Here is an 18763-nt window from a genome sequence, read left to right as displayed (position 1 = left end):
GGCCCGCCGACCGAGCTCCCCCGGTCCGCGGACCTAGGGCGAAGTTCCTTCCGCCGGTGCTGCGGGCGGCCGAGGTGCGGGGGGCGGGCGCGTTCCTACGGTGGGGGCAGCCGCCGGGCGACGGGCCGGGCGGCCGGTGGGAGGACACGTCATGCCGGTGGCAATCATCACGGGAGCGTCGCGGGGACTGGGACGGGCCCTCGCCGGGGCGCTCGCGGAGCGGGGCTGGGACCTGGTGGTCGACTCGCGGTCGGCCGGGGCGCTGGAGGAGGCGGAGCGGGAACTGGCGGGCCGGGCCCGGGTGGCCGCGCTACCGGGTGACGTCACCGATCCGCGGCACCGGGTGGGGCTGGTCTCGGCGGCCTGGGACTTCGGCGGGCTGGACCTGCTGGTGAACAACGCCGGCGCGCTCGGCGCCGAGCCGCTGCGGCCGCTGTCCGAGCATCCGCTGGATGGGCTGCGGGAGGCGCTGGAGACCAACGTGGTGGCCGCGCTGGGCCTGGTGCAGGAGGCGCTGCCGCTGCTGCGCCGGCGGCGGGGTGCGGTGCTCAACATCAGCTCGGACGCCGCCGTCGAGGCGTACCGCACGTGGGGAGGGTACGGCGCGAGCAAGGCTGCGCTGGAGCGGTTGTCGGCGGTGCTGGCGGTGGAGGAGCCGGAGCTGCGGGTGTGGTGGCTGGACCCGGGGGACATGAGGACGGCGATGTACGCGGCGGCGGTGCCCGGCGACGCGGACGCGGACGCGCGCCCGGAGCCCGCGTCCGTGGTGCCGGCCGTGCTGGGCCTGATCGACGGTGGCGCGGCCAGTGGCCGCTACGTCGCCCCGGCCCTGCTGGAGACCGGGCGGTGACCGCGCTGGGCGCGCTGAGGGTGCCGGCGGAGCTGGCGGCGCGGGTGCCGGTGGAGCAGCGCGCGGACGGGACGGCGGGCCGCGACGGGGTGCGGATGCTGGTGGGCCGGCGGGCCCGGGGCGAGGTCGCGCACCACGCCTTCGGTGACCTTCCGGAACTGCTGCGGGCCGGGGACGTGCTGGTGGTGAACACCTCCGCGACGCTGCCGGCGGCGGTGGACGCCACGCTCGGGGAGTCCGCCGTGGTGGTGCACTTCTCGGGGCTGCTGGACGACGGGCGCTGGGTGGTGGAGCTGCGGACGCCCGACGGGCGGGGCACGACCCGGCCGCGTGCGGGCGGTCCGGCGGGGGTGGCGGTGGCGCTGCCCGGCGGCGAGCGGCTGGTGCTGCAGGAACCGCTGAGCCCCCGCGGGGAGCGGCTGTGGGTGGCGCGGGCGTCGGCGGCGGACGCGGCCGGCTTCCTGCGCCGGCACGGGCGGCCGATCCGCTACGCGTACACCGAGCGGGACCAGCCGGTGGCGGCGTACCGGACGGTGTTCTCGGTGCCGTCGGCGGACGGTCTCGGCTCGGCGGAGATGCCCAGCGCGGCCCGCCCCTTCACGGACGGTCTGGTCACGGCGCTGGTGAGCCGGGGGGTGCAGATCGCGCCGGTGGTGCTGCACACCGGGGTGTCCTCCGGCGAGGCGCACGAGCCGCCGTACCCGGAGCGCTTCTCGGTGCCGGAGAGCACCGCGTGGCTGGTGAACGCCGCCCGGGCGGGCGGCGGGCGGGTCGTGGCGGTGGGCACCACCGCGGTGCGCGCCCTGGAGACGGCGGCCGACGCGCGGGGGCGGGTCGCGGCGGCGGGCGGCTGGACCGACCTGGTGGTCACGCCGGAGCGGGGCGTGCGGGCGGTGGACGGCCTCCTCACGGGGCTGCACGACCCGGCGGCCTCGCACGTGCTGATGCTGGAGGCGGTCGCCGGCCGGGAGCTGCTGGGGCGGGTCTACGACGCTGCGGTGGGGGCGCGTTACCTCTGGCACGAGTTCGGGGACGTGAACCTGCTGCTGCCCTGACGGGCCCGGGCGGGGCACCAGGCGTCGCCGGGCGGTCGCGGTGGGCGACGCGTCTGTGAGGCGGCGCATAGGGCGTACGTCACGTACGAAGGCGCGTAGTAGGGGGCGGGACGGCCGGATCGGCAGGAGGCACGGCGTGTGCCGTGCTCCGCCGGTCCGGTCGCTACGACTTCGGGTAGTAATGCATGGGTTTGGTCGGGGAATTTCCCGCGGCTAAGAATGCTCGGGTCGCTCCGCGCCGTGTTCGACGCACGGCGCTTCTCCTTGCCCGAGGGCGGAGTGGGGCGCAGCCGAATGGAAGAGGTCACTCCCCCATGCAGCTCCCGACGATCCCGAAGTTCGACCGTCTGACCAAGGCCCACAAGTACTCCGCCGCCGGCATCGCCGCGGCCGGTGTGGGCGTCCTGGCCATCACCGGTGTGACCGGGACCAGCGGGACGGCGCAGGCCACCGGCAAGGCGTCGGAGCAGGTCTCCCCGCAGGCCCGGGCCGCCGCGGCCGAGCGGCACGCCGCGCACGTCGCCCACGTCGCGCACCGGAAGGTGCTCGCCGGGCGGCACGCGGCCCACGTCGCGCACCTGGCCGCCGAGCGCAAGCGCCAGGCGGACGAGCGTGCGCGCGAGGCCGCACAGGAGGCGCGCGAGCGCCGGGCCGCCGCCAACCGCAGCCACGAGCGCAAGGCCCTCGTCCCGCAGCAGCGGCACGAGGCCTCGGCCCCCGCTCCGCGCGCGGCCGCCCCGAAGGCGCCCGCAGCGCCCTCCGGCACCCCGCAGCAGATGGCGCGGCAGATCATCGGCGACGCGGCGCAGTTCCAGTGCTTCGCCAACATCGTGATGCACGAGAGCACCTGGAACCCGTACGCGGTCAACCCCTCCTCGGGTGCGTACGGCCTGGTCCAGGCGCTGCCGGGCTCCAAGATGGCCTCCGCGGGCGCCGACTGGCGCACCAATGCGGCCACGCAGATCAGGTGGGGCCTCGACTACATGAACGGGCGCTACGGCAGCCCCTGCGGCGCCTGGTCGTTCTGGCAGGCCAACCACTGGTACTGAGCCGTCCGGCGCGAGCCGCGCGGACGTGCGGAAGGCGGCGGTTCCCCTCCTGGGGAGCCGCCGCCTTCCGTTGTCGTACGCGGGGCCGCTACTTGCGCATGACCTCCGGCTCGTGGCGGCGCAGCAGGCGCAGCACGAGGATGCCGCAGACGAGGGCGATGCCGAGCAGGATCCCCATGTCGAAGCCCCACTGGCTCGCGGTGTGCTCCCACAGCGGGTCGAGGTTGTCGGGCTTGGCCGGGTCCCACGGCGGCATGATGTGGCCGAGGTCGAGGGTGGCGCCGGCGGCGCCGACGGCCCAGCGGGACGGCATGAGCCAGGCGACCTGCTCCAGGCCGACGGTGCCGAAGATCTGGAACAGGACGCCGGTGAAGACGACCTGGACGATCGCGAACATCACCAGCAGCGGCATGGTCTTCTCGGCGGTCTTCACCAGCGAGGAGATGACCAGGCCGAACATCATCGAGGTGAAGCCCAGCGCGATGACCACCAGGGTGATCTCCGCGGCCGGGAAGCCCTTGACGATCAGGCCCTCTTCGGGGAGCTTGCGCGCCGACAGCCCGATGGCGCAGATGATGACCCCCTGCAGGGCGCTGATCAGGCCGAGCACGAAGACCTTGGAGAGCAGGTACGCGGAGCGGGACAGGCCGGTGGCGCGTTCCCGTTCGTAGATCACGCGTTCCTTGATCAGCTCGCGGACCGAGTTGGCGGCGCCCGAGAAGCAGGCGCCCACCGCGATGATCAGCATGATGGTGCCCGCGTCGGTGTTGAACTTGCCCGCCTCGTCCGGCGGCGCCAGGCCGAACTTCGCCGGGATCACCACGCTCACCAGGCCGAGGACGGCCGGGAGGATCACCATCAGCGCCATGAAGCCCCTGTCGGACGCGATCACCGACAGGTAGCGGCGCACGAGGGTGACGAACTGCGCCGGCCAGCTCTGCGGCTTGGGCGGCTTGGCCCGCTGCGGGGCCGCGCCTACGGACTGCGGGGCGACCGCGTCCAGGTCCGCGGCGTAGATCTGGTAGTGCTGGGAGCCGCGCCAGCGCCCGGACCAGTCGTAGTCGCGGTAGTTCTCGAAGGCGGAGAAGACGTCGGCCCAGGTTTCGTAGCCGAAGAAGTTCAGCGCCTCCTCGGGCGGCCCGAAGTAGGCCACGGCACCGCCCGGCGCCATCACCAGCAGCTTGTCGCACAGGGCGAGTTCGGCCACCGAGTGGGTCACGACGAGCACGGTGCGGCCGTCGTCGGCGAGGCCGCGCAGCAGCTTCATGACGTCCCGGTCCATGCCCGGGTCGAGGCCGGAGGTGGGCTCGTCCAGGAAGATCAGCGAGGGCTTGGTCAGCAGCTCCAGGGCGACCGAGACGCGCTTGCGCTGACCACCGGAGAGCGAGGTGACCCGCTTGTCGGCGTGGACGTCGAGCTTGAGCTCGCGCAGCACCTCGTCGATGCGGGCCTCGCGCTCGGCGGCCTTGGTGTCGCCGGGGAAGCGGAGCTTGGCCGCGTAGCGCAGGGCTCTGCGGATCGTCAGTTCCTTGTGCAGGATGTCGTCCTGCGGGACGAGGCCGATGCGCTGCCGCAGCTCCGCGAACTGCTTGTAGAGGTTGCGGCTGTCGTACAGCACCTCGCCCTCCTCGGCCGGCCGGTAGCCGGTCAGGGCGCGCAGCAGCGTCGACTTGCCGGAGCCGGAGGGACCGATGACGGCGACCAGCGACTTCTCGGGGACGCCGAAGGAGACGTCGTTGAGGATCGTCTTGGTGCCGCTGCCCTGCGGCACCTTCACCGTCAGCCGGCGGGCGGAGAAGGAGATCTCGCCGGTGTCGACGAACTCCTCCAGCTGGTCGCCGACGAGCCGGAAGGTGGAGTGGCCGACGCCCACGATGTCGTTGGGGCCCAGCAGATGACGCTGTATGGGCTGGCCGTTGACGTACGTGCCGTTGTGGCTGCCGAGGTCGACGATCTCGTAGCGGCCGTCGGGGTGCGCCCGGAACTCCGCGTGGAAGCGGGAGACCTGGAGGTCGGAGACGACCAGGTCGTTCTCCAGGGCGCGGCCGATCTTCATGACGCGGCCGAGCACCAGGTGGTGGAAGGTGGTCGGGCTGCGGTCGCCGTAGACGGGAGGCGCGCCGGCGCCGCCGGACGGCCCGTGCGGGGCCGGGATGTGCGCCTGCGGCGTCCGCCCGTCGGGCCGCGGGGACGGCTGCGGCACGTGGGCGGCCGCCGACCCGTTCCCCCAGCCGCCCTGCCGCGGCGGGGCCACGGAGTTCGGCCTCGACTGCGCCGCCGGGCCGGACTGGTGGGCCTGCTGCGGGTTCGCCAGCGCGGTGTCGGCGCTGTAGAGGTCACCGCCGGCCGCGGCGCCGCTGAAGCTCAGACGCGGGCCGTCGGCGGCGTTGCCGAGGCTGACGGTGGCCCCGGCGGCGACGTCGTAGGCGTGGACGCGCTGGCCCTGGACGTAGGTGCCGTTGGTGCTGCCCAGGTCCTCGATGACCCAACCGCGTTCGCCACGGCGGATGGTGGCGTGCCGCCAGGAGACCCGCGCGTCGTCGAGGACGACGTCCGACTGCGGGTCCCGGCCGAGACTGTACGACCTGGCCGGATCGAGCGCCCAGGTCCGACCGTTCAGTTCGAGTACGAGTTCAGGCACCCCAAGCCCCACAAAGTTGTCCCCCGGGTTGTCCCCCATGAGGGGAGTCTAGGGATTGCGAACACCGGGAGGAACCATTCCCGGCACGCCGACCCGTCGGGAGGCCACAGCGTTGCGGTGATGTGAACCGTCTTCCGAGAAGCCGTTGACGGCGCCGAAACACCACCGGAGAGTGGTAACCGCCCATGAACCGTGCGGATCATGACGGATCGGGGCACCATGCGGCGCAGGCGGTTCGGACGCGAGACCTCGGGGGCGGGCATGACCGCGTACACCTCCACACCTTCGAACGCGCCCGCGCGCCCGGTCCCGTGGGGCGGCGTGCTGCTCTCGGCGATCGCCGCGGTGAGCTGGGCGTACCTGGGGATGGTGGGGGCCGCCGCGCTGGGCCTGCACCTGCTCGGCGCCGACACCGCGGGCTCGCTGGGGCCGATGACGGCGGCCGTGGTCGCCATGGCGGTGGGCGGCAAGGTCGTCCCGTCGGGTGACGTCGCGGTGTTCGGGCTGGGCGGTGCGGGTGGCGAGGGCCGGCTGGACCTCATGCCGCTGGGCGTCGGCCTGGTGGGCGCCCTGCTGCTGTCCTGGGTGTTCCTGCGGTCGCTGCGCGGGGCCGGGCTGACCGTCCCCGGGGGCGAACTCGCCGCGCGGGCCGGTGCGGTGGTGGCGCTCTTCGTGGCGCTGCTGGGCGCGCTGGCGTGGGCCGGGGAGGACACCATCGCCCTCGACGGCGCCGCGCTGGGCGGGGACAAGGGCGGCGGCCTGACGGACGGACTGCCGGGCATCGGTGACCTCGGCGGGGGGCTCGGGGACGGGCTGCAGGACCTGATCGACGCCAAGGCCTCGGTGAGCTTCCACGTCGCGACCGGCCGCACCCTGCTGGGCGGTCTGCTGTGGGTGCTGGTCGTCCTGCTGCTGGCGCTGCTCACCTCGCGCCGTTCGCCGCTGCCGCCCGCCCTGGAGCCGCTGCACCGCGTCGTGCGGCCCGCGGCGTCGGCGCTGCGCTGGGTGCTGCTGCTGGCCGTCCTCGCGGGCTGCGCGGCCGCCGGGTACGCGGCGGTGACCGGTGACGAGCCGGGCCGGATCGCCGGGGCGGCCCTGCTGGGGGCGCCCAACGGGGTGTGGCTGGCGGTGCCGCTCGGGCTGTTCGTGTCCTGGCGGGGCACGGCCACCGGGGAGCTGGCCAAGGTGCTGCCGGACCCGCTGGACCGGCTGCTGTCGACCAGCGTGCAGGAACCCGTGACGCCCGCCCGGCTGGCCGAGTACGACCAGCGGGTGTGGCTGCTGACCCTCGCCGCGGCGCTGATGATGCTGGCCGCGGGGGCGTTGGCTGCGGCCCGCACCCCGCTGTGGGGGTCGACGCGGGCCGGGTTCGCGGGCCGCTGCGCGCTACGGCTCGGCCTGGTCACCGCGCTCGCCTTCCCGCTGCTGGTGTGGGTGACCGGCGTCTCCGTGGACGCGGGCGTCTCGGTCTTCGGCTTCGACGCGGTGGGCGCCGGGGTGGACCTGCACGGCAGCCTCCCCCTGGCGTTCCTGCTGGGCGCCGCCTGGGGGGCGGCGGCCGGCGGCGCGGGGGCGCTGCTGGCACTGCTGACGGGCACGGCCGGACGCCGGGTGTCGCCGTACGCGCTGCGCCGGGCGGCCGAGGCGGCGGCCGGGGAGAGCAGCTCGCGCACCTACCCGGGCATCGCCTACCAGCCCGGTCCCTACCTCCCGAGCCCCGGCTACGGCCCGCCGGACGCCGGGCCCAACCCCTACCGGCAACCCCCGCACGGCCGGGCGCCCCACGGCCAGGCGCCGCAGGGGCCGCCGAACGGCGCCCCGCCGCAGGGCCGCGGGCCGCACTCCGCCCGGACCGTCACCGGGGCGCCGCTGCCCCCGCCGCCCGGGCCGCCGCCCGGTCCTCCCCCGGTACCTCCCCCGGGGCCGCCGCCCGGCCCCTCGCGCGGGGGCCCGCCGCCCGGCGCGCCCGGGGGCCGCCGCTGACCACGGACGGTGTCCGGCAGGCGGAACACATGTCCGTCCCCGGCACGGTGCCCGATACGGTGGAGGCACCATGAACGACGCATCGCAGGCGACCGCTGCCACCGCCGCCAATGTGCCGACGCTGCTGGTCAAGATCTTCGGCAAGGACCGGCCGGGGATCACCGCCGGGCTCTTCGAGACGCTGGCCCGCTTCCAGGTGAACGTCATCGACATCGAGCAGGTCGTCACCCGGGGACGCATCGTGCTCTGCGCCCTGGTACCCGCCCCCGCGGGCCGTCCCATGGAGGGCGAGCTGCGTGCGACGGTGCACGCGTGGGCGGAGTCGATGCGCCTGCAGGCCGAGATCATCTCCGGCATCGGCGACAACCGGCCGCGCGGTGAGGGCCGCTCCCATGTGACGGTGCTGGGGCACCCGCTGACGGCGGAGTCCACGGCGGCCATAGCGGCCAGGATCACCGGCGCGGGCGGCAACATCGACCGTATCTTCCGGCTCGCGAAGTACCCGGTGACGGCGGTGGAGTTCGCCGTCTCCGGCGTCGCCACCGACACGCTGCGCCCGGCGCTGGCCCTGGAGGCCCACGAGCGCGGCGTCGACGTGGCCGTGGTGTCGGCGGGCCTGCACCGCCGTGCGCAACGCCTGGTGGTCATGGACGTGGACTCCACCGTCATCCAGGACGAGGTGATCGAGCTCTTCGCGGCGCACGCGGGCTGCGAGGACCAGGTCGCCGAGGTCACGGCCGCGGCGATGCGCGGCGAGCTGGACTTCGAGCAGTCCCTGCACGCGCGGGTCGCCCTGCTCGAGGGGCTGGACGAGTCGGTGGTGGACAAGGTCCGGCAGGAGGTGCGGCTGACGGCCGGGGCGCGCACGCTGATCCGCACGCTCAAGCGGATGGGTTACCAGGTGGGCGTGGTCTCCGGGGGCTTCACGCAGGTCACCGACGACCTCAAGGAGCGGCTGGGGCTGGACTTCGCCGCCGCCAACACCCTGGAGATCGTGGACGGCAGGCTCACCGGCCGGGTGACCGGCGAGATCGTGGACCGGGCGGGCAAGGCCCGGCTGCTGCGGCGCTTCGCGGCGGAGGCCGGGGTGCCGCTCAGCCAGACCGTCGCCATCGGCGACGGCGCCAACGACCTGGACATGCTCAACGCGGCGGGCCTCGGGGTCGCCTTCAACGCCAAGCCGGTGGTGCGGCGGGCCGCGGACGCCGCCGTCAACGTGCCGTTCCTGGACACCGTGCTCTACCTGCTGGGCATCACGCGCGAGGAGGTCGAGGCGGCCGACGCCGACGACGGCTCCGCCGCCGGGGACTGACCGGCGCACCCACGGGCACCCCACGAGCACGGCGAGGGCCCCGGAGCACCGGCTCCGGGGCCCTCGCCGTGCCGTGCCGGGCCCCGCGGCGCCGCCGGACCGCGGCCGGGGTGCGGCTCAGTCGTGCGGCGACCAGAAGTCGACGAGGCGGCCGACGCCGTGCTCGACCGTCTTCCACGGGCCCGAGAAGGTGATCACGGCGATGGCCGCCGTCGGGAAGCCGGTGCGGTTCATCCGCGCGCGGGCGTCCCCGTCGCTCTCCCCCGCGAGCGCGTCGGCGAGCGCGTGGATGGCCGGGTTGTGGCCCACCAGCAGCACGTCGTCGACGTCCTCGGGGGTCTCGTCGAGCAGGGCGATCAGGTCACCGAGGGTGGCGTCGTACAGACGCTCCTCGTAGACGGTGCGGGGGCGGTGCGGGAGTTCGTGGGCGGCCAGCTTCCACGTCTCGCGGGTGCGCGTGGCCGAGGAGCAGAGGGTGAGTTCGAACGGGATCCCCAGTTCGGCGAGCCTGCGGCCGGCGACGGGGGCCTCCTTGCGTCCCCGTTCCGCCAGCGGTCGCTCGTGGTCGGGGACGTCGGGCCAGTCGGCTTTGGCGTGCCGGAGCAGGACGATCCGGCGGGGCGATGCAGCTGCGCTCATGACCCTCAGCTTTCCAGAAATCCGGCCGTCAGGCGCGGGCTGCGGGACGGATCACGGTTCGCCGCAGGTGGGTCACAGCAGGTACTGCAGCAGCCCCGGGAGCCCTTCGCCGACCGTGTGCAGGAGCTGTCCGACGGGCTCCGCGGCCGAGGCCTCCGCCGCCCCCGGGCCCGCGACCAGGGCGAGCAGCGCTGCGAAGGCGAGCGCGGGCAGGGCGAGCGCCCACCACGGCAGGCGCGTCTGCGTGCCGCGTCCGGCCGCCGGGCGGGCGGCGCGGGTACGCCGGGTACGCGAGGGAACAGCCTGCGTGGACACGGGTCGCCTCCGTGGGTCGGCCGCGGTGCCGGAACGTCGTCCGACCTTGCACCACGACGCTACGGAAGGGCGGCCGCCGGGCCCATCGGGTGGCCCACCCACTTGACCCTGACCCTGGCCCCCTAGGGGAGGTGGGGTTGTCCCTACCCCCGCTCTCGGGGTGGCGGGTCAGCGGGTCAGCGGGGCAGGTCAGCGGGGCGCGGGTCAGCCGAACTTCGCGCCGATGACAGCGATCACCGCGACGAGCGCGGGCACGGCCATCATGAGACCGAAGACGATCAGAAACTTCTTCTGCGGCTGCGGGGGGTTCGGCTCGAGCACGGGCATGCCGCCCAGTCTCGCATCCGCCCGCGGCCCCCGCGTACCCGGGTGGTCAGAGTTCGTCCTCCACGGCGCGGTCACGGCCGGCGACGACGCCCGCGGCGATCTGCGGCACCAGCAGGGCGAGCATGAAGGCCACCGGCAGGTCCCAGCCGCCGGTGTGCTGGTAGAGGGTGCCGACGAGGATCGGACCGGGGATGGAGATCAGGTAGCCGGTGCACTGTGCGAAGGCCGAGAGCCGCACGACGCCGCCGCCGGTGCGGGAGCGCATCCCGATCATGGTGAGGGCCAGCGGGAACGAGCAGTTGGAGATGCCCAGCAGCACCGCCCACACCCAGGGCGCGCCGGCCGGGGCCGCCCACAGTCCGCCGTAGCCGACGATCCCGAACAGGCCGAGGCCGACGGCGAGTCCGCCCTGGTGCCGCATGCGGCCGGCGAGCGCGGGGAGCACGAAGGAGAGCGGCACGCCCATCACCATGGTGACGGCGAGCAGCACACCGGCGGTGGAGGCGGAGACCCCGGCGTCGCGGAAGATCTGCGGGAGCCACCCCATGGTGATGTACGCGCCTGTGGCCTGGAGCCCGAAGTAGACGGCGAGCGCCCAGGCGGTACGGCTGCGGGCGATGCTGCCGGTCTGGTTCCGCTCCTCGGGGGCCGCCGGCGCGGCCGCGGCGGCGGGGGCCCGGTCGCGGACGAGGGCGAGCCAGGGCACCACGGCGAACGCGGCGATCACGCCCCAGGCCGCGAGGCCGAACCGCCAGTCGCCGCCGAGCGCACGGGTCGCCGGGACGGTCGCCGCGGCGGCGACGGCGGTGCCCAGGGACAGGGCCATCGAGTAGAGCCCCGTCATGGTGCCGACGCGGTCCGGGAACCAGCGCTTGACGACGACGGGCATCAGGACGTTGCCGACGGCTATGCCGCCCAGGGCGAGGGCGCTGGCGGCGAGGAAGGGCACCGTGCCGCCGGTGAACGGCCGCAGGAAGAGCCCCAGGGTGATGGCGACCAGGCCCGCGCAGACGACGGCACCGGGGCCGCGCCGGCGGGCCAGCCGGGGCGCGGTCACCCCGAACACGGCGAAGCACAGCGCGGGGACGGAGGTGAGCAGGCCGGCGACGCTGCCGCTCATCCCGAGGCCGTCGCGCACCTCCTCGAGGAGCGCGCCGAGGCTGGTGATGGCGGGCCGCAGATTAAGTGCCGCGAGCACCAAGGCGACCGCTACCAGCGTCCGGGTGCGCCGTGTGCCGGGCACGCTGTTGGGCAGGTGTGCGGGCACGGAGGCCTGTTCCGTGGCAGGGTCAAGCGTCGCTTCGTCGTCACGCATGCCGACCATCATAGAATGATGGGATGAATGTTGAGGAGAGCCCATGCCCCTGACCTCACCCCGGCGCTCCGCCCTGGCCGACCAGGTGATCGCGCAACTGCGCGCGCAGATCACCTCCGGTGAGTGGCCGGTGGGGTCGCGGATCCCCACCGAGACCCAGCTGGTCGAGCAGCTCGGGGTGGCCCGCAACACCGTCCGCGAGGCGGTCCGGGCGCTCGCGCACAACGGGCTCCTCGACATCAGGCAGGGATCCGGCACCTATGTGCTGGCCACCAGCGAGCTGGCCGGGGTGATGCACCGCCGCTTCGCCGACTCCGACCCCCGGCACGTGGCCGAGCTCCGCAGCGCCCTGGAGGCGTCAGCGGCGGCGCTCGCCGCGCGGCGTCGCACGGAACGCGACCTGAAGCAGCTGGACGCCGCCCTGGCCCGGCGGGAGAGCGCCTGGGAGTCGGGCCGGGCCGAGGCCTTCGTCGACGCGGACGCCGCACTGCACCTGTCGGTCGTGGCGGCCTCGCACAACGACGTCGTCGTCGAGCTCTACGCCGACCTCGGCGAGGTGCTGCGCGCCTTCCTGCGTGCGGACGTCGGCGAGGAGCTGCGGCCCGAGCAGTACGTGGACCACGCGCGGCTGGTCGAGGCGATCCGGGCCGGTGATCCGGAGGCGGCCTCGGGCGAGGCCTCGGCGCACGCCTTCAGCTGCCGCTTCAGCCCAGCTGCCCGGTGACCCAGACGTCCTGGATCTCCTTCCAGCAGCGGTCGCTGAGGGTGACGGTCTCGGCGGGGCCGACCGGGACGGACGCCCCGTCGACGTCCGGGTCCCACCACTGGCGGCACTCGATGTGCAGCTGGACGCTGTCCAGGTCGGGGTCGGGGTTGAAGCAGACGGCGACGCCCTCGCTGCCCTGTACCGAGGTCCGGCACTGGGCGACGTCCGGCAGCCGTGCCGCGGCCCCCGCCGTCGCGGCCGCCGGGCCCACGCCGGCGACGAGCGCCGCGACGGCCGCCGCGGCGCACACGTAGGCACGCACGATGCACACCTCCCTCCGCTGACCCCCGGCTCACCCCCGCACGGCCATCCTCCCGGCCCGCGGGGCCCGGCCACCCGGTCTGCTGGGCCGAACGGGGGACACGGCCCCGAACGCGCGTACGGCCCCGGCGCCGCCCGAGGGCGGCACCGGGGCCGTACGCGAAGGGGCCGGAGCGGCCCGTACGATCAGGCGCCCACCGCGTGCAGGCCGCCGTCGACGTGGATGATCTCGCCCGTCGTCTTGGGGAACCAGTCGCTCAGCAGCGCCACGACGCCGCGGCCGGCCGGCTCGGGGTCGGCGAGGTTCCACTCGAGCGGGGCACGGTGGTTCCAGACGTCGGCCAGCTCACCGAAGCCCGGGATGGACTTGGCGGCCATGGAGCCGATCGGGCCGGCCGAGATCAGGTTGCAACGGATGTTCTGCTTGCCCAGGTCACGCGCCATGTAGCGGGAGGTGGCCTCCAGCGCCGCCTTGGCCGGGCCCATCCAGTCGTACTGGGGCCAGGCGAACTGCGCGTCGAAGGTGAGGCCGACGACCGAGCCGCCCTCCTGCATCAGCGGCAGGCAGGCCATGGTGAGCGACTTCAGCGAGTACGCGGAGACGTGCATCGCGGTGGCGACGGACTCGAACGGCGTGTTGAGGAAGTTGCCGCCGAGGGCGTCCTGCGGCGCGAAGCCGATGGAGTGCACGACGCCGTCGAGCCCGCCCAGCTCCTCGCGGACGAGGTCGGCGAGCCTGCCGAGGTGCTCGTCGTTGGTGACGTCGAGCTCGATGACCTTGACCGGCCTGGGCAGCTTCTTGGCGATGCGCTCGGTCAGCGTGGGCCGCGGGAACGCCGTGAGGATGATCTCGGCACCCTGCTCCTGGGCGAGCTTCGCGGTGTGGAACGCGATGGAGGACTCCATCAGCACGCCGGTGATGAGGATGCGCTTTCCAGCGAGGATTCCGCTCATGTGCTCAGTGACCCATGCCCAATCCGCCGTCGACGGGAATGACGGCTCCGGTGATGTATGCGGCCTCGTCGGAGGCGAGGAAGCGGACCGAGGCGGCGATCTCCTCGGGCTGCGCGTAACGGGCCAGCGGCACCTGGCCGACGATGCTCTCCCGCTGCTCGTCGGTGAGCACGCGGGTCATGTCGGTGTCGACGAAGCCGGGGGCGACCACGTTGACCGTGATGTTGCGCGAGCCGAGCTCACGGGCCAGCGAGCGCGCGAAGCCGACGAGACCGGCCTTGGACGCGGCGTAGTTCGCCTGCCCCGCCTGGCCCGTCAGGCCCACCACGGAGGAGATCAGCACGACGCGACCCTTGCGGGCGCGCAGCATCTTCCGCACCGCGCCCTTCACCACGCGGAAGGTGCCGGTCAGGTTGGTGTCCAGGACCGACGTGAAGTCGTCGTCGGACATCCGCAGCAGCAGCTGGTCGCGGGTGACGCCGGCGTTGGCCACCAGCACCTCGACCGCGCCCTGCTGGGCCTCGATCTCCTTGAAGGCCTGCTCGACCTGCTCACCGTCGGTGATGTCGCACTTGACGGCGAAGAAACCCTCCGGGGGCTCGCCCGAGCGGTAGGTGACGGCGACCTTGTCGCCCGCGTCGGCGAACGCTCGGGCGATGGCGAGGCCGATGCCCCGGTTTCCTCCGGTGACGAGAACCGAGCGGCTCAACGGATCACCCTTTCCCTAGAGGTCTGGTACTCCAGAAAACTATCTGCCTACGTCGCGGTACGGGGAATCGACCCCCGACAGGGGCATGTGCGAGTCGCTGTCGAGTCCCTACAGAAAACCGCAGGCGGGCGGATTGTCGGAGCGGCATGATTCACTGCGGAGACACTGACGATTGGACAGAAGGGGAGGCCCTCGTGCCCCACGAGGTCGATCAGTCATTCCTGGCGCTGCCGCTCAGGGCGCTCGCCGACGCGGCACTGGCACGCGCCCGCGCGCTGGGCGCCGAGCACGCCGACTTCCGCTTCGAGCGGGTGCGCGGCGCCTCGTGGCGGCTGCGCGACGGCAGGGCCTCCGGCTCGTCGGACACCACGGACGTCGGCTACGCGGTGCGCGTGGTGCACGGCGGGGCGTGGGGCTTCGCCTCCGGGGTCGACCTGTCGATGGACGCCGCGGCGCGCGTGGCCGGGCAGGCCGTGGCGATGGCGAAGCTGTCGGCCAAGGTGATCGCGGCGGCGGGCTCCGACGAGCGGGTGGAGCTGGCGGCCGAGCCGGTCCACTCGGACCGGGTGTGGGTCTCCTCGTACGAGGTCGACCCCTTCCAGGTGCCCGATGCCGACAAGACGGGTCTGCTGTCCGAGTGGAGCGGGCGGCTGCTGGCCGCGGACGGCGTGTCGCACGTCGACGCCTCCCTGATGACGGTCCACGAGAACAAGTTCTACGCGGACACCGCGGGGACGACCACGATCCAGCAGCGGGTGCGGGTGCACCCGGAGCTCACCGCCGTCGCGGTGGACCCGCGGACCGGTGAGTTCGACTCGATGCGGACGCTGGCGCCGCCGGCCGGCCGCGGCTGGGAGTACCTGACCGGCACCGGCTGGGACTGGGACGCGGAGCTCGCGGAGATCCCCGGGCTGCTCGCCGAGAAGATGGCGGCGCCCTCGGTGCAGGCGGGGGCGTACGACCTGGTGGTCGACCCGTCGAACCTGTGGCTCACCATCCACGAGTCGATCGGCCACGCCACCGAGCTGGACCGCGCGCTGGGCTACGAGGCCGCCTACGCCGGCACCTCCTTCGCCACCTTCGACCAGCTGGGCACGCTGCGGTACGGCTCCGCGCACATGAACGTCACCGGCGACCGCACCGCCGAGCACGGCCTGGCGACCGTCGGCTACGACGACGAGGGCGTCGCCGGACAGTCCTGGGACCTGGTCAAGGACGGCGTCCTGGTCGGCTACCAGCTCGACCGCAGGATCGCGCGGCTCACCGGCTTCGAACGCTCCAACGGCTGCGCCTACGCGGACTCCCCCGGCCACGTCCCCGTGCAGCGGATGGCGAACGTGTCGCTGCAGCCGGCACCGGACGGGCCGTCGACGCAGGAGCTGATCTCCGGCGTGGAGCGCGGCATCTACGTCGTGGGCGACCGCTCCTGGTCGATCGACATGCAGCGCTACAACTTCCAGTTCACCGGTCAGCGCTTCTTCAGGATCGAGAACGGCCGCCTGGCCGGGCAGCTGCGCGACGTCGCCTACCAGGCCACCACCACCGACTTCTGGGGCTCCATGGAGGCCGTCGGCGGGCCCCAGACCTACGTCCTCGGCGGTGCCTTCAACTGCGGAAAGGCCCAGCCGGGCCAGGTCGCCGCCGTCTCGCACGGCTGCCCCTCCGCGCTCTTCCGCGGCGTCAACATCCTCAACACCACGCAGGAGGCCGGTCGATGAGCACCGTTTCGAAGCCCCACGAGATCGTCGAGCGCGCCCTGGAACTGACCCGCGCGGACGGCTGCGTGGTCATCGCCGACGAGGACTCCTCGGCCAACCTGCGCTGGGCGGGCAACGCCCTGACCACCAACGGCGTGACGCGCGGCCGCAGCCTGACCGTGGTCGCGACGGTGGACGGCTCGCAGGGCACCGCCTCGGGCGTGGTGTCCCGTGCGGCGGTCACCGCGGACGAACTGGAGCCGCTGGTACGGGCCGCCGAGGCGGCCGCACGCGCCGCCGGTCCCGCCGAGGACGCCCAGCCGCTGGTCGAGGGGGTGCCGGCGAGCGCCTCCTTCACCGAGCCGCCGGCCGAGACCTCCTCCGAGGTGTTCGCCGCTTTCGCGCCCGCCCTGGGCGAGTCCTTCGCCGCGGCGCGGGCCGGCGGCCGGAGGCTGTACGGCTTCGCGTACCACTCCGTCACCTCGACCTACCTGGGCACGTCCACGGGGCTGCGGCTCCGTCACGACCAGCCCAGCGGCACCCTGGAACTCAACGCCAAGTCCGAGGACATGTCCCGCTCGGCGTGGGCGGGCGCCGCCACCCGCGACTTCACCGACGTCGACCCGGCCGCCCTCGAGGCCGACCTCGCGCAGCGCCTTGCCTGGGCCGAGCGCCGGGTCGACCTGCCCGCCGGGCGGTACGAGACGCTGCTGCCGCCGTCCGCCGTCGCGGACCTGGTGATCTACCAGCAGTGGAGCGCCGCGGCCCGTGACGCGGCGGAGGGCCGTACGGTCTTCAGCCGCCCGGGCGGGGGTACCCGGGTCGGCGAGAAGCTCTCCGAGCTGCCGCTGACGCTGCGCAGCGACCCGGCCGAACCGGGTCTGGAGTCGGCGCCGTTCGTCATCGCGCACGCCTCGGGTGACGTGGCGTCGGTCTTCGACAACGGGCTGCCCGTCGAGGCCACCGACTGGGTGCGCGAGGGCGTGCTCAACCGGCTGTCCACCACGCGGCACAGCGCCGGGCTGACGGGGCTGCCGTTCGCGCCGTCCGGGGGCAACCTGGTCCTGGACGGCGGCGGCAAGCGGTCGCTGGAGGAGATGGTGGCGGACACCGAGCGCGGCCTGCTGCTGACCTGCCTGTGGTACATCCGCGAGGTGGATCCGGCCACCCTGCTGCTGACCGGGCTGACCCGGGACGGGGTCTACCTGGTGGAGGGCGGCGAGGTGACCGGTGTGGTGAACAACTTCCGGTTCAACGAGTCGCCGGTCGACCTGCTGGGCCGGGCCACCGAGGTGGGCCGCACCGAGCGCACGCTGCCGCGCGAGTGGAGCGACTGGTTCACCCGGGCCGCGTTCCCGGCGATGCGGGTCCCGGACTTCAACATGAGCTCGGTCAGCCAGGGCGTCTGACCAGGACGACGGGTGGGGCGATGAACGAGAAGCAGACGGTCAAGGTCTCGAAGTTCCTGGCGCGGGTGCTGCGGCACGACCCGGCCTCGATCGGGATCACCCTCGACCCGGCCGGCTGGGTGGACGTGGACGAGCTGATCGCCGCGTCCCGCCGGTCGGGCCGGCACTTCTCGCGCGCCGACCTCGACCACGTCGTGGCCAACAACAGCAAGAAGCGCTACGCCTTCTCGGAGGACGGGCGGCGGATCCGGGCCAGCCAGGGGCACTCGGTGGGGGTCGACCTCGGGCTGTCCCCGGCGGACCCGCCGGCCGTCCTCTTCCACGGCACGGCGAGCACCACCCTGCCGGTGGTGCTGCGCGAGGGGCTCAAGCCGATGTCCCGGCAGGACGTCCACCTCTCCGCGGACGTGGAGACGGCCGTGCGCGTCGGTACGCGGCACGGCCGTCCGGTGGTGCTGGAGGTGGACGCCGCGGGGCTGGCCGCCGCGGGTCACGTCTTCCGGGTGAGCGCCAACGGGGTGTGGCTCACCGATCTCGTGCCGCCGACGCATCTGCGGCAGCACGTCCTCTGAGCCGCACGCCCCCGTCTGGAGGCCGGACGCCCCGTCAGGTGGCCGTCCGCCGGCGCCTGCCGCGGATCGAGGCCCACAGCGGTGTGATCACGGCGACCACGAGGATCGCGCCCAGGATCTGCAGCACATGACGGGTCCAGTCGACGCCGCTGGTGTGCCGTACCCCGACCCATCCGGCGACCGCGTTGCCCAGGAAGGCGCCGAGGATGCCGCAGATGATGGTGAGCCACCAGGGGATGTCCTGCTTCCCCGGCAGGAGCAGCTTCGCCAGGAAGCCGAGCACGATGCCGACGATGATCGCCCAGAACCAGTTCATGCGGCCAGTCTCGGTGCGGCCTGGGTACGCCGCATGCGGAAGGCGGCCATACGCCGTACGGCGGGTGCCGTCACACACGGGCGGCCTCCCCGGTCTCCACTGTGACAGACCCGCGGCGTAACGTGGACCGTGCCGGAACCGGGTGGCTTCCGGCGTTTCGAGCAGGTGGTGGAACGTGATGCGGAAGCGGAGCGGTACCGAGGTCTTCCGGATCACCGGGACCGCGGCGGGGCTCACCGAGGACGTCCGCGGAAGGCAGCGGCGCTACATCATCTCGATGTCGGTCCGCACCGTGTCCTTCATCCTGGCGGTCGTGCTGTGGCACGTCTCGGCGCCCCTGGCCTGGATCGCGCTGGTCCTCGGCCTGGTGATGCCCTACGTCGCGGTCGTCATCGCCAACGCCGGCCGGGAGAACGCGCCCGGGCTGCCCTCGGCGCGGGTCGCGCCGCCGGTGCCGCCGGCGCTCGGCCCCGGGGGGACCGGGGAGACGCACCTGCCGGCGGAGCGGATCCCGGAGGACGACGGACGCCCGCGTTCCGGTCAGGTCTGAACCTTTGCACCGGTTCATCCCCCGCTCCGAAGCTCAGGAAAAC

The 18763-nt window shown here is 73.7% G+C and carries 19 protein-coding genes; 10 read left to right on the top strand and 9 right to left on the bottom strand.

The window, feature by feature from the left end; translation table 11 throughout:
* Positions 1–151 precede the first annotated feature (151 nt).
* The 3 genes from ABZ479_RS25235 to ABZ479_RS25225 all read left to right on the top strand — a co-directional run bounded on the left by ABZ479_RS25235 (position 152) and on the right by ABZ479_RS25225 (position 2954).
* Positions 152–850: an SDR family NAD(P)-dependent oxidoreductase gene (locus ABZ479_RS25235; RefSeq protein ID WP_500463667.1), complete on the top strand. Its 699-nt coding sequence runs from the start codon at positions 152–154 to the stop codon at positions 848–850.
* Positions 847–1905, top strand: coding sequence for an S-adenosylmethionine:tRNA ribosyltransferase-isomerase (locus tag ABZ479_RS25230; protein WP_500463666.1), 1059 nt, complete (start codon positions 847–849; stop codon positions 1903–1905). Before ABZ479_RS25235 ends, ABZ479_RS25230 begins: the two co-directional genes overlap by 4 nt.
* Before the next feature lie 314 nt (positions 1906–2219).
* Positions 2220–2954: an aggregation-promoting factor C-terminal-like domain-containing protein gene (locus tag ABZ479_RS25225; RefSeq protein WP_500463665.1), complete on the top strand. Its 735-nt coding sequence runs from the start codon at positions 2220–2222 to the stop codon at positions 2952–2954.
* Positions 2955–3042: 88 nt separating this feature from the next.
* Here the strand turns inward: ABZ479_RS25225 and ABZ479_RS25220 are convergent, their stop codons facing one another.
* The gene (locus ABZ479_RS25220; RefSeq protein WP_500463664.1) at positions 3043–5634 is read right to left on the bottom strand and encodes an FHA domain-containing protein; all 2592 of its coding nucleotides are present in this window, start codon (positions 5632–5634) and stop codon (positions 3043–3045) included.
* 222 nt (positions 5635–5856) lie between these two features.
* Here ABZ479_RS25220 and ABZ479_RS25215 point away from each other — a divergent pair, with 222 nt between their 5' ends.
* Together ABZ479_RS25215 and serB are read left to right on the top strand one after the other, a co-directional pair.
* Positions 5857–7578, top strand: coding sequence for a streptophobe family protein (locus tag ABZ479_RS25215; RefSeq protein WP_500463681.1), 1722 nt, complete (start codon positions 5857–5859; stop codon positions 7576–7578).
* Between the two features lie 70 nt (positions 7579–7648).
* Positions 7649–8890, top strand: coding sequence for a phosphoserine phosphatase SerB (gene serB, locus ABZ479_RS25210; RefSeq protein ID WP_499606248.1), 1242 nt, complete (start codon positions 7649–7651; stop codon positions 8888–8890).
* Positions 8891–9007: 117 nt separating this feature from the next.
* Here serB and ABZ479_RS25205 read toward each other — a convergent pair whose 3' ends face one another.
* The 4 genes from ABZ479_RS25205 to ABZ479_RS25190 form a co-directional block, all read right to left on the bottom strand.
* Positions 9008–9529, bottom strand: coding sequence for a SixA phosphatase family protein (locus ABZ479_RS25205; RefSeq protein WP_500463663.1), 522 nt, complete (start codon positions 9527–9529; stop codon positions 9008–9010).
* Positions 9530–9601: 72 nt separating this feature from the next.
* A complete protein-coding gene (locus tag ABZ479_RS25200) occupies positions 9602–9844 on the bottom strand; it encodes a hypothetical protein (protein WP_499606246.1) in 243 nt (80 codons plus the stop codon).
* A gap of 204 nt (positions 9845–10048) precedes the next feature.
* Positions 10049–10171 (bottom strand): SGM_5486 family transporter-associated protein, encoded by a 123-nt coding sequence (locus ABZ479_RS25195; RefSeq protein WP_500463662.1) that lies wholly within the window; start codon positions 10169–10171, stop codon positions 10049–10051.
* A 46-nt stretch (positions 10172–10217) separates the two neighbouring features.
* The gene (locus ABZ479_RS25190; protein WP_500463661.1) at positions 10218–11486 is read right to left on the bottom strand and encodes a CynX/NimT family MFS transporter; all 1269 of its coding nucleotides are present in this window, start codon (positions 11484–11486) and stop codon (positions 10218–10220) included.
* A gap of 43 nt (positions 11487–11529) precedes the next feature.
* On the opposite strand from ABZ479_RS25190, the gene ABZ479_RS25185 reads away from it, so the two are divergent.
* Complete coding sequence (locus tag ABZ479_RS25185; RefSeq protein WP_500463660.1) at positions 11530–12210, top strand: FadR/GntR family transcriptional regulator; 681 nt, start codon at positions 11530–11532, stop codon at positions 12208–12210.
* On the opposite strand, the gene ABZ479_RS25180 is transcribed toward ABZ479_RS25185, so the two are convergent.
* From ABZ479_RS25180 to fabG, 3 genes are all read right to left on the bottom strand, one after another.
* On the bottom strand, positions 12191–12514 hold the full coding sequence (locus ABZ479_RS25180) for a hypothetical protein (RefSeq protein ID WP_500463659.1): 324 nt from the start codon (positions 12512–12514) through the stop codon (positions 12191–12193). The genes ABZ479_RS25185 and ABZ479_RS25180 overlap by 20 nt on opposite strands.
* A gap of 185 nt (positions 12515–12699) precedes the next feature.
* Complete coding sequence (fabI, locus tag ABZ479_RS25175) at positions 12700–13467, bottom strand: enoyl-ACP reductase FabI (protein ID WP_500463658.1); 768 nt, start codon at positions 13465–13467, stop codon at positions 12700–12702.
* Between the two features lie 4 nt (positions 13468–13471).
* Positions 13472–14176, bottom strand: coding sequence for a 3-oxoacyl-[acyl-carrier-protein] reductase (fabG, locus tag ABZ479_RS25170; RefSeq protein WP_500463657.1), 705 nt, complete (start codon positions 14174–14176; stop codon positions 13472–13474).
* A 194-nt stretch (positions 14177–14370) separates the two neighbouring features.
* Between fabG and ABZ479_RS25165 the strand changes: the two genes are divergently transcribed.
* From ABZ479_RS25165 to ABZ479_RS25155, 3 genes are read left to right on the top strand one after another with little or no spacing between them, the layout of a single operon-like run.
* Positions 14371–15894 (top strand): TldD/PmbA family protein, encoded by a 1524-nt coding sequence (locus ABZ479_RS25165; RefSeq protein ID WP_500463656.1) that lies wholly within the window; start codon positions 14371–14373, stop codon positions 15892–15894.
* Positions 15891–17282, top strand: a complete 1392-nt coding sequence (locus ABZ479_RS25160) for a metallopeptidase TldD-related protein (RefSeq protein ID WP_500463655.1) — start codon at positions 15891–15893, stop codon at positions 17280–17282. Before ABZ479_RS25165 ends, ABZ479_RS25160 begins: the two co-directional genes overlap by 4 nt.
* A 20-nt stretch (positions 17283–17302) precedes the next feature.
* A complete protein-coding gene (locus tag ABZ479_RS25155; protein WP_500463654.1) occupies positions 17303–17854 on the top strand; it encodes an RNA 2'-phosphotransferase in 552 nt (183 codons plus the stop codon).
* 34 nt (positions 17855–17888) lie between these two features.
* Here the strand turns inward: ABZ479_RS25155 and ABZ479_RS25150 are convergent, their stop codons facing one another.
* Positions 17889–18170, bottom strand: coding sequence for a GlsB/YeaQ/YmgE family stress response membrane protein (locus ABZ479_RS25150; RefSeq protein WP_499606235.1), 282 nt, complete (start codon positions 18168–18170; stop codon positions 17889–17891).
* A gap of 178 nt (positions 18171–18348) precedes the next feature.
* On the opposite strand from ABZ479_RS25150, the gene ABZ479_RS25145 reads away from it, so the two are divergent.
* Entirely contained in the window at positions 18349–18720 is a 372-nt protein-coding gene (locus tag ABZ479_RS25145; protein ID WP_500463653.1) for a DUF3099 domain-containing protein, read from the top strand.
* Positions 18721–18763: the final 43 nt, after the last annotated feature.

Source organism: Streptomyces sp. NPDC005722 (assembly GCF_040630935.1).
Classification (GTDB): domain Bacteria; phylum Actinomycetota; class Actinomycetes; order Streptomycetales; family Streptomycetaceae; genus Actinacidiphila.
This window is presented reverse-complemented; position numbering and strand designations above follow the sequence as displayed.

Bases quoted from the DNA above. Each gene is read 5' to 3' on its own strand.
- ABZ479_RS25145 (WP_500463653.1), top strand. From the start codon at position 18,349: ATGCGGAAGCGGAGCGGTACCGAGGTCTTCCGGATCACCGGGACCGCG.
- ABZ479_RS25190 (WP_500463661.1), bottom strand. From the start codon at position 11,486: ATGCGTGACGACGAAGCGACGCTTGACCCTGCCACGGAACAGGCCTCC.
- ABZ479_RS25185 (WP_500463660.1), top strand. From the start codon at position 11,530: ATGCCCCTGACCTCACCCCGGCGCTCCGCCCTGGCCGACCAGGTGATC.
- ABZ479_RS25235 (WP_500463667.1), top strand. From the start codon at position 152: ATGCCGGTGGCAATCATCACGGGAGCGTCGCGGGGACTGGGACGGGCC.
- ABZ479_RS25195 (WP_500463662.1), bottom strand. From the start codon at position 10,171: ATGCCCGTGCTCGAGCCGAACCCCCCGCAGCCGCAGAAGAAGTTTCTG.
- ABZ479_RS25215 (WP_500463681.1), top strand. From the start codon at position 5,857: ATGACCGCGTACACCTCCACACCTTCGAACGCGCCCGCGCGCCCGGTC.
- ABZ479_RS25205 (WP_500463663.1), bottom strand. From the start codon at position 9,529: ATGAGCGCAGCTGCATCGCCCCGCCGGATCGTCCTGCTCCGGCACGCC.
- fabI (WP_500463658.1), bottom strand. From the start codon at position 13,467: ATGAGCGGAATCCTCGCTGGAAAGCGCATCCTCATCACCGGCGTGCTG.
- serB (WP_499606248.1), top strand. From the start codon at position 7,649: ATGAACGACGCATCGCAGGCGACCGCTGCCACCGCCGCCAATGTGCCG.
- ABZ479_RS25150 (WP_499606235.1), bottom strand. From the start codon at position 18,170: ATGAACTGGTTCTGGGCGATCATCGTCGGCATCGTGCTCGGCTTCCTG.
- ABZ479_RS25225 (WP_500463665.1), top strand. From the start codon at position 2,220: ATGCAGCTCCCGACGATCCCGAAGTTCGACCGTCTGACCAAGGCCCAC.
- ABZ479_RS25160 (WP_500463655.1), top strand. From the start codon at position 15,891: ATGAGCACCGTTTCGAAGCCCCACGAGATCGTCGAGCGCGCCCTGGAA.
- ABZ479_RS25220 (WP_500463664.1), bottom strand. From the start codon at position 5,634: ATGGGGGACAACCCGGGGGACAACTTTGTGGGGCTTGGGGTGCCTGAA.
- ABZ479_RS25155 (WP_500463654.1), top strand. From the start codon at position 17,303: ATGAACGAGAAGCAGACGGTCAAGGTCTCGAAGTTCCTGGCGCGGGTG.